We start from the raw sequence: 9910 nt of genomic DNA, 5'->3' as shown, positions 1-9910 counted from the left end.
CCATGATGTAGGCCTCTGCACGGTTGAGCAACGTCTCGTCGGTGGTGAGTATGGGCATAATCGAAGATTGGTAACCAGTGCCCGCCACGGGGTCGGTGTATTGGAAAAGATAGGGTATGCGCCAAGTGATGTCGTAGGTTTCTGTGGCGCCGACCCGGAAGAAGAACGGCCCGTTGTCCCAGTAATTGGCCTCTCCCCAAATGTTTTTGGCCAACATCGTCTCGTTGTTGTCTAGGTAAGGGCCGTGGGCGTATTTCTTACCTCTGGAGTAGTTGTTGAACAACAGGCCCGCTTCTGTATATGCTTTTTGCATAAGCAGGTTACACTTGTTCTCCGTGTTGACGTACTTTAGGGTGTAGGCCTCGATGTTGCGCGTCATGCTTTGGTAGCTTCGCCAGTCTCTCAACAACGTTTGGGGCGAGCTGCCCAGGCATTCGTTGGCGTATTTCACTGCCTTCTCCCATTCTTCGTGGAAGAGGTAAAAGCGTGTGGCGAAAGCGTAGGCCGCCTTCTTGTTAAAGTGGAACTTGGGCACTTTAAGGTGCGCGTCGCCCACTAAGGGCAGGCCTTCTTCCAAATCCTTAGCTATCTTTTGGTAAACCTCGGCCACCGTTCCGCGCGGGTTCACTTGTCCGATGCGCGTGTCGGTGTCGTACATATAGTATATGCCCATGTCCGTGTTGCTGTTGGGCATTCCATAGTTCATGCAAAAGATATTGGCGAGCATGAAGTGGGCATAGGCGCGACAGAGCAAGGCCTCTCCCTTGCACAGTGCGAGCAACTCTGTTTTCGGGCCGCCCAGTTTGTCGATGGCTTTCAGTGCCTCGTTGGCATTGGCGATAGACGCGTAATATGTGCGCCACAGCCTGTCGGGCGAGTCGTTGGTGGTTTGGGTGGCGTCTTTCCAACGGTAGTATTCGTCTAGCGAGACGTCTGTCCTGGGGTTCTGATATTCGTCCACGTTGTCCGACATGTACTCGGCCATCACGAAATACGAGTTCTCAGGGTATGCCGAAACAAGAACCTGCCTCACCTTCTCGGGCGTGTCTATCTGCGTGCGGTTGTCGGGGTTCTCGTTCAAAAAGTCGTTGCAAGAGCCCAACAGTATTGTACCTGTGGCCAGTGCCAAACAGATGATATGTTGTTTTTTCATTGTTGTGTTCCTTTCGAGTGTTTAGAGTCCTACCTTAAGCGTAAGCGTAAATTGTTTGGCCATAGGTACGGCCACACCTCCTGTATTGAAGAACTCCGGATCTTGTCCATTGAGTTTCTTGTCGGCATAAATTAGGAAGAGGTTCGTGCCTTGTACCTTAACCGATGCCGTTCGCAAACCGAGGTACCCCACCAGTTTCTGTGGGAAATCGTAGTTCAGCGAAAGTTCCTTCATGCGGATAAAGTCGCCCTTGGCGATGCGTGCGTCCGAATAGTTGTAGGCATTATATGCCCTGTACAGATTGGGATTGTCGTAAACCTGACGCAAGGTGGCGATGGTGGGTATGTCGGTGTACGCCTCGTCTCCAGGCGTGCGCCAGCGGTTGCGGAACTCTTTGGGCATGGCCGAGAGATCTGTATACCTAGACTTGAATGCGGGGTAAAGGCGCACAACATTACCAAACGAATAGGTGACGAAGACGTTAAGGGTGAACCCCTTGTAGGTGAACACGTTGCCAAGACTACCCGTGTTGGTGGGGTCCGTGGGGCCTTCGTACTTCAAGAATTTCAGTTTCTCCGGGTCCGACTCCTGGAAGTTCACGTTGGTAATGCTGATGTTTCCCTCCTGATCTCGGAACGTTGGCAGGCCATCGCCCGTCAATCCCATGAACGGAACGGAAAACAAGGCACGCGAAGGGTAGCCCTTGCGGGCGTAACCCACACCGCTGATAAAGTTTATCATACGGCTACGGGCTTTCAAGTCGGTAATTTCGTTGTGCACATACGAATAGATGAAGTTGGTTTTCCAACTGAAGTCTTTCGTCTTCAGGTTCGTCGTAGAGAGGCTCAGCTCCACACCGTTACTCTTCATTGCGGCCACATTACCGTATTTTACGAGAAAGCCGTCGGTGCCGTCGGTCGGGATGGGGCCAACCAAATCGTAGTTGTTGCGCTTATACCAGTCTACCGACATGTTGATGCGGTTGTTCAGAAATCCTGCATCCAACCCCAGGTTAAGCTCATGTTTCTTCTCATAGGTGAGGTCGGGGTTGGCCGGGCTCGTCCTTTCAAGTCCTGTTTCGGTGTTGCCGGTTCTATATCGCCATGGCGTATTGGCCTTGATGATGGCGAGGGCGTTGGTAACGGGCGGACGGTCGGCTGTGAGCGAGTACGACGCTTTGAGCGTGAGGTGCGACAACACCTTGCCCAACTTTTGGTCGAACCAGCTTTCTTCGTGGGCGTTCCACGCTCCCGACACGTTCCATGTGGGCAGCCAACGCGACTGGCGCGACAGGCCCAAGCCGTTTGTGCCCTCATAGCGCAGGGTGCCATTGATGGTGTAGCGGCCTTTCCAAGAGTAGGTTACGTTTCCGAAGAAAGCCGCACTGCGTGTGTTGGTGTTGCCCAGACCATAATAGTCGTTGCCGCCTTCTTGCATTTTCTTGAAGTTTTGGTAAGCCCAGTTGGCCTCTTCACCCAAGTCGTATTGCAGGCCATAGCCCTTGAACCAGGTGTTGTGCCTAGTGTAAGAGTTCGTTTCCATGCCGGCGTAGGTGTTCAGGATGTGGTCTTTGTTGAACACGTCGTTGTAGCTTACCGATGCACGGAAGTCCCAGCCGAACATGCGGTTGTCTGCGCGCGTGATGATACCGCCATAGGGCATCACGCTAAAAGGTAGCGCAAAGATGTTGTCGGGGTCGTGGTAAAGGTAAGAGTTGGCTTGCCTTATAACCGTTGTCTGCATCGCCCTGTAAGCCTCGGCTTGGTTGGAATATTCGGTTACGTGGTGTTCGCGCGATGTACCTGCGTATTTCACTGCGCCCAGCACGCTGATGTCTACCTTGGTGATGGGCTTGTAACTAAGCTTGGCCTGTGCGCGGAAGTCGTTTACGTTTAGGTCCATAAAGTTGTTCTGCAACTCATGGAGAATGTTGAAGGGCGCGTAGTTGCTGGTGTAGAAGGTGTTGCGGTCTAGTGTTCGCGACGTGTTTACGGCATACGAGTAGGGGTTGATGTCGAAGTCGCGGCTCACCTCGCCCGTAACCACGTTGGTGCTGGCAGCTAATGTTCCGGGGGCCTCCTGCTTGCGGTAGTTGCCCGTGCTGATAAGGTTCAGTTGTAATTTTTTGCTAAGCTTGAAGGTGGCGTTGAGATTGGCCGTATAGCGTTGAACGTTGCTTCGGCGTGTCCATCCCGGGTCGAACATGGCGCTTAGCGAGGCATAGTATTGGGCCTTGTCGCTTCCGGCCGAGATGCTTACCGAGTGGTTGTGCATCACGGTGTTGGAGAACAGCTCGTTGAACCAGTCTGTGTTGCGGAACTCGGCATTGCGCAGGTAGGCAGCTTTGGCATCGGGTGTGTTGGCCAATGCAAACTGTCCCGTAACAGGGTTGTATTCGCTCAGCATCTGGTACATCTTGCCATATACGCCCGAGTTGGAAGCGTTGGCCGTCTCGGCATATTTCAGCCAGCCCTTTTGCTCCATGTCTTGGTACACGTCCATCTGCTCTTGCGAGTTCATCAGGTTAAGTTGTCTGTACGATGGTATCAGGCGCATGGTATATTCGCCCATGTAGTTGATGTGTGCCTGTCCGGCCTTTCCTCTTTTTGTAGTAATGACGATGACGCCGGCCATGGCGCGCGCACCGTAGATGGAGGTGGCCGAACCGTCTTTCAGTATTTGGAAACTCTCAATGTCGTCCGAGTTAAGTCCGGCGATGGCCGATGAGATGAGCGTTTCGGCATCGCCAGAAGAGAGTTGGTCGGCACTGACATCCACCACGTCTTCCATTATCACCCCGTCTACCACCCATAGGGGCTTGCTGTCGCCGTAGATGGAGGTTGCTCCGCGTACGCGTATCTTCGGCGCCGTACCGAATGTTCCGCTTACGTTTTGCACACTGACGCCCGCTGCGCGCCCTTCCAACGAACGGCTCACGTCGGCCATACCGTTAATCTTGGCATCGGCCGCATCGATTTTGGTGGTAGAGCCCGTAAACAGGCGTTTGTCTGTGGTGGTCATACCCGTCACAACCACCTCTTGCAGGGTTTGGTTGGGGTTCATCCGCACGGTCATGCCGTTTTTGGCTTTGAGCGTTTGTGTGGCCATACCCACATAGCTCACGACGATTGTGGTTCCCTCGTTGACGTTGAGGGTGAATGCCCCGTCAACATTGGTAACGGTTCGCACGTTACTGCCTTGCACGCTGACGGTGGCGCCGATGATGGGTTCATCGTTTTCTGCCGAGATAACTGTTCCCGTGAGTTTACTTTGGGCCACTACTGTTCCTATAAACAAAAATAGGAAGGCCCAAAAAACGCTAAGTCGCTTTTTTTTCATACTTGGTCCTCATGTTAAGTTAAGCATTAATGAATACGTATCATATCAGTCGCAAAAGTATGAAACATATTTATATAGTGCAAGAAAAACGAAGTGGAAAATACATTTTTTTGCAGAAATATTACAGATAAGGAGTACTATTTGTGTTACAGAACAGAAAAAACGCTAATTTATAAGAATTTACGATGTGGCAGATGTTGTGGTAGCGGGTACGTGTGCAGATAGTGCTGTGACATAGGCCAACAGGCTGCCTATTTAAGCCCAAGCCAGCCATTGGGGCCTGTGCAGATTTTGTTTGTTTGTCGGCATCTTGCCTGTCTTATTCTTGAAGGCGTAGCAGGCAACGTCGAGAGAACAAAATTGGCAAGATGCCCCACAAGCGTACGAAAGACAAACAAGCAGCAATGCAAACAACTTAAAATATCTGCCAAGCGGCCTAATGCCCCCATTTGGGTTTAATGCGCCTATAACAGAAGGGTTTGTTGCCTTTGCTATACCGACTCTAGATAAACTCTCCTTTCATATACAACGTTCAGAACTAACCAGCTCAATGGATTATAAACACACGAAGACACAACAACTCACGAATGCGCCAACCCATCAACTCAAAATATCATCAACCCATCAACTCAAAAACATCAACCCACAAACTCAAAACTCATCAACCCATCAACTCAAAAAAATCAACCCACGAACTCAAAAAACATCAACCCACAAACTCAAAAACATCAATCCACGAACTCAAAAAACATCAACCCACAAACTCAAAACTCATCAACCCCAAAAATCACAAGCTCATCAACCCACAAACTCAAAAACTTAAATTATTATTTTTATTTTACAACAACGCTCTATTTTTCGTGCCATTCTAGCGAAAATTTGGGGTAAAAAGTAGGTATTCAGGCACTATCTTCAACCTTCCACGCCTTTCAAGATGTCTACTTTTAAGAACAAAACCTGCATTTTGCACCTTTTTGCCTTTCTAGTTTGGTTGCCAACTCATAATTTTTAATGCCCAACAACTTGCTTTTTACCCCTAAAAACCCCCTTTTTAATGGTTATTTTACCTCTTCGAGCCATTAAAAATGTGGTTCGTAAAGGTTTTGTTTATACAATTTCAGCGTATATTTATGCTTTTCGTTTTGCATTTTGCACCATTTCGTACTGCATTTAGCACCATTTCACCTTGCATTTTGCACCAAAACGCACTGCATTTAGCACCAAAACGCCTTGCATTTAGCACCAAAACGCACTACATTTAGCATCAAAACGCACTACATTTAGCAACAAACAGCCCAGTAACTGGTGCAAATGGCGGTTGCTTTAAATAAAAATTCATTTTGTTGCATGCACAGGCTACTCCCTTTTTGCATCAAAACCAACCCTCGCGAGAATCGATTTTTTGTGGCCAGGCGAGCGGTTGGTGGGCAGAAAGGGCACTCAGAATGTTAAATTTCTTACCAAAAATTAGACAAACTGCCTAAATGGGAAGTTAAAAGTAAAGGCAGTTTCATTGTGCGTTTATTTGTTGGCAAGTGTCTAAGTTCGTGCCTTTGTAAGGCTACGTACAAGCAAGTTTACGCTGGTTCGGAATAAACATCGCTTTACGCGGCATACAAACAAACCGCTATGGCAAACTTACCATAGCGGTCTTATTTGTGGAAAGCGGTCTACTGCTAGGGCTTAGCCTGCCCGCCCGTCAAAAGATGTAGCCGAAGCCCACATTCATATAGATGGGGTGCATGGCAAAGGTGATGGTGTGGAAATCGGCATTAAAGATGTTGTTAAAGCCGTAAGTAAGGTCGGCGTTCACCGTGAAATGCTTGAAAGCGCGCCACGAACCGCCCATCTGCCAGCCCCAAAGCCAGCGGCGAAGGTTGTTAGAGAAGTTGTAGGCGGCCGTTTGCCCGTTGGTGAAACTAACTTTCTCGCCTATGGGCGACCCACTGCGCAGGTATCCTTCGCTCACAAAACCCGAAAACTCGCCGTCCATTCTGTACGATACATACAGGCCTGCGCGTAACTTCCAGCTGTCGCCCAGCCTATAAGCCCCTAGTACGGGCAGCGTAACGAACGAACTCTTGTAAACGGTGTTCACATCGCCCGTCCAATACCCCGAAACGCGTTGGCCGCCGTCTATTATCTCCATGCCGTAGTTCTTCACTGTGGCGGCTGTTTCCATGCCTTTCTCTTCCAACCGTAGGCCAAGGGTTATGCCCAAGTTCCTGTTGCAATCTAACCATTTGGTCATCATGCCCGCAATACTTCCGTTAAACTTAGGACTATAACTGTTTATCCTCCTTATTTCTTTTGGCAACGGCATCGGACTTGCGCCGCCAATGTTAACGCCAGCGCGCACTTCGTATTCCCATCCGTTTTTTTCGGATTGTATTAGGCTTTCGTTGCGTTCGTTTTGCGCAAAAACAGCTGTGGCAGGAGCAAAGGCCACGAGCGCAAGAGCCAATAGGATATGTTTTCTTCTCATCATTAAGCTTTATTCGTGAAACAATTGCATCTCGTCTACCCACAATGTGCTGCCAACGGCACCGCGGAAGAAGGCTCCGCCCTGACTGGAAGACATCACGATGGCCAAGTTGTACTTGCCGTTGCGTAGCTTTTCGGGGTCGAGCGTGCGCCCGCCAACAGTCTCGAACGTCATGGCGAAGTGTGTCCACCGGTCTGTTGCCTTGCGTTCCTTTATCTGTGCCATCATTACAATGTTGGGATGCGTCTTGATATTGGTTCCGTCTAGGTAAGGAACGTCTTTCGTGCTTTCGTACATCACGGCGTAAATGTCGAAGGTGTCGCGTTCATTGGGCAATACCGTGTTGGTCTTGTCGGTAAAGTCTTTTCCTGGTTGGTATTTGTAAAAGCCTGATATGGCGATGGGCTTGTGGCGATATGGTAGGCCGAAATGGGTGGATTTGGCCATGTTTATGATGTTGATTTGGAAATCGCCCAAAAACAAATTGCCTGCTGCGAGTGGCGCGCCGAAACCAATACCGATGGGTCCGGTGCTTCTTGTTACCAGCTTTGCACACTTCCCCACGTACCCTTCGTCGTCTTGCATGGTGGGATAATCCTTTGGCGAGGCGTCGGCGTTGGTTATCATGAAACCTGCATTTCCGCTGTTCCACTCAATTTTCGAACCGTCAGCAAGCTGTTCGTAGAGCTTTTCGAACTTTTTAAATTCCTCGCCCGTGCCCTCGTTCTTATAAACGTAATAGTCTAAGCCCTCGAAGTGGTATTCGGTAGGCACGTCATTAGAGATGAAAGTAACGGTGTATGTCTTCTTCCACTGCCCGCCTTGCGAAGTAACTACATACGTTTGCGGCGCAGTAAAGTCTCTTTCTGTTCCACTGGCAGGCGATATTGTCGCCCCAGGGGTAAGTTCAAAGCGTGGGGCTAGTTTGCTGCGGTCTTCCCATCCGTTGATATAGAGTTTCACTTCGTCGTTAGTTATCACCGGTTCGCGTATCAGCAAATTGCCGTCAAGGTGAAAGGCAGTGATGTCTGCCTCGGTGTTCAGCGCTTCTTCGCGTATGCAAGCCGTAGAAATCGTCGCTAACGCGAGTGCGGCGACTAGGGCTTTAAATGGTTTTAGAAATCTCATACATACTAAATTTATTAATGTGTCGCGGCGTAGAGCAGTGCATCGCTCCACGCAACGCCGCTTGCCAAAAGACAAAACGCACTGCAAAAATACGACAAATATTTTAAACAGCCGTGATTTTCAGTGGGATTATGTGTTATGATTCACCATATTCGAAATGGTGTAAACAACAAATTGAACCATAATTTATTGTGAAAGGAAGGAGGGGGAGGCTTGTCTTTGCTAGCAATCAAAGACGCAGACCGTGTATGCTACAATGCTAGAAGAATTGGTTACAGGTATGGATAAGTGTCTACTAATACCCTTTTTGTCGTACCTACATAAAGAAAACACGCTGCTTCTCTCAACGAGATGCAGCGTATCACTATGTTTAACTAAAAATTCTTTCTAAACAAATGAAAGCCTCACGGTTTCCATTGTCATCCGTTAAACAATCTAACAATCTACCTTAATCTAATAACTAAAAACCTAAATCTAATATTACTAACCTAAACAATCTATTAACCTTTTGACGATGCAAAGTTACAACGACTTTCACATTCTCGCAATACTTAGCACATACTTTCGCCATAAAAACGCGTTATTCTTGATATAAATCAACATTGTGTGTTCGAACACAGCCTAATTAGTGTTCGAAATACGATGTTTTTTCTACCGTTTTGTAGCCGTCACCCCTGCTTTGGCTACGCATTCGTACCGCTTAGGGCCGTAATTCGCAGTTTTTAGGGCTACAACACGGACATTTTCGTAGTAACTGCATGCCACACAAGGCGGCCTTAACCTTTGGTGTTTGAATATTTTTCTGTAAGTTTGCAGTGTCGTAGCGATGCGCAACGCACAGCTGGTGCGCCGCCATTGGCCCACCCATAACACCAATTACACATTATATATATAATAGATGCGAATACTGATTGTTAACACAAGCGAGCGCACAGGAGGTGCAGCTGTGGCCGCCGCAAGGCTTGTTTCGGCCCTAAACAACTGTGGCGTGCAGGCACGAATGCTGGTGCGCGACAAGCAAACCACCAATCCCGTGGTGGTTGCATTGCCTAAGGGCGTGCGCAACCGCTGGCGTTTCTTTTGGGAAAGGTGGACTATCTTTTGGCATCTTCACTTCAATCGCCACAACCTTTTCGCCATAGACGTGGCCAATACGGGGGCGGACATCACCTCGCTACCCGAGTTTAAGCAAGCCGACGTTATCCACCTCTCGTGGATTAACCAAGGAATGCTCTCGCTCAGCTGCATCCGAAAAATCGTGAACAGCGGCAAACCCGTGGTTTGGACCATGCACGACATTTGGCCCGCAACGGCCATTTGCCACCTAACCCTTGGCTGCAACAACTTTAAGCAACAATGTAGGCGATGCAAATACCTGCCTGGCGGAGGTGGCGACAACGACCTTTCGGCCAAGGTTTGGAACAAGAAAAAGCGCATCTACGAGAAAAGCGACATTCACTTCGTGGCATGCAGCCGTTGGTTGGCCGACCAAGCGCGCCAAAGTCAGCTGCTGCGTGGGCATCATGTGTTTGCCATTCCCAATCCCATAGACACGCATGTGTTTACCCCAAAAAGCAAAGTAGAGTCGGCCGAACGCATGAACCTGCCCACAAACAAACGCTTGATTCTCTTTGCCGCACAGCGAGCCACCAACGTCAACAAGGGCTTGGCCTATCTCGTTGAGGCTTGTAGGCTGCTGGCAGCGCAATATCCCGACATGAAAGACAACACCGCGCTAGTGGTTCTCGGCGGAAAAGCCAACCAAGCCGTGGCCGAATTGCCTTTCCCCACCATCCCCATCGACT

6 protein-coding genes are annotated in these 9910 nt (G+C 49.3%); 2 read left to right on the top strand and 4 right to left on the bottom strand.

Annotated elements, in window-relative coordinates; all coding sequences use genetic code 11:
- Together BN93_RS10130 and BN93_RS10125 are read right to left on the bottom strand one after the other, a co-directional pair.
- A partial coding sequence (locus tag BN93_RS10130) for a RagB/SusD family nutrient uptake outer membrane protein (RefSeq protein ID WP_019188221.1) occupies positions 1-1153 on the bottom strand: 1153 nt, incomplete at its 3' end.
- A gap of 21 nt (positions 1154-1174) precedes the next feature.
- Complete coding sequence (locus BN93_RS10125; protein ID WP_019188220.1) at positions 1175-4492, bottom strand: SusC/RagA family TonB-linked outer membrane protein; 3318 nt, start codon at positions 4490-4492, stop codon at positions 1175-1177.
- Between the two features lie 550 nt (positions 4493-5042).
- On the opposite strand from BN93_RS10125, the gene BN93_RS17640 reads away from it, so the two are divergent.
- Positions 5043-5315: a hypothetical protein gene (locus tag BN93_RS17640; protein ID WP_139145526.1), complete on the top strand. Its 273-nt coding sequence runs from the start codon at positions 5043-5045 to the stop codon at positions 5313-5315.
- A gap of 876 nt (positions 5316-6191) precedes the next feature.
- On the opposite strand, the gene BN93_RS10120 is transcribed toward BN93_RS17640, so the two are convergent.
- Both BN93_RS10120 and BN93_RS10115 read right to left on the bottom strand, forming a co-directional pair.
- The gene (locus BN93_RS10120) at positions 6192-6980 is read right to left on the bottom strand and encodes a porin family protein (RefSeq protein ID WP_044260408.1); all 789 of its coding nucleotides are present in this window, start codon (positions 6978-6980) and stop codon (positions 6192-6194) included.
- Positions 6981-6986: 6 nt separating this feature from the next.
- Complete coding sequence (locus tag BN93_RS10115) at positions 6987-8105, bottom strand: PCMD domain-containing protein (RefSeq protein WP_019188217.1); 1119 nt, start codon at positions 8103-8105, stop codon at positions 6987-6989.
- Between the two features lie 898 nt (positions 8106-9003).
- Between BN93_RS10115 and BN93_RS10110 the strand changes: the two genes are divergently transcribed.
- The coding region (locus tag BN93_RS10110; protein WP_052311371.1) for a glycosyltransferase at positions 9004-9910 on the top strand (907 nt) is incomplete at its 3' end.

Source organism: Prevotella conceptionensis 9403948 (assembly GCF_000312305.1).
GTDB classification, from domain to species: domain Bacteria; phylum Bacteroidota; class Bacteroidia; order Bacteroidales; family Bacteroidaceae; genus Prevotella; species Prevotella conceptionensis.
The sequence above is the reverse complement of the archived record's forward strand: the minus strand, read 5'-3'. Positions and strand labels throughout refer to the sequence as shown.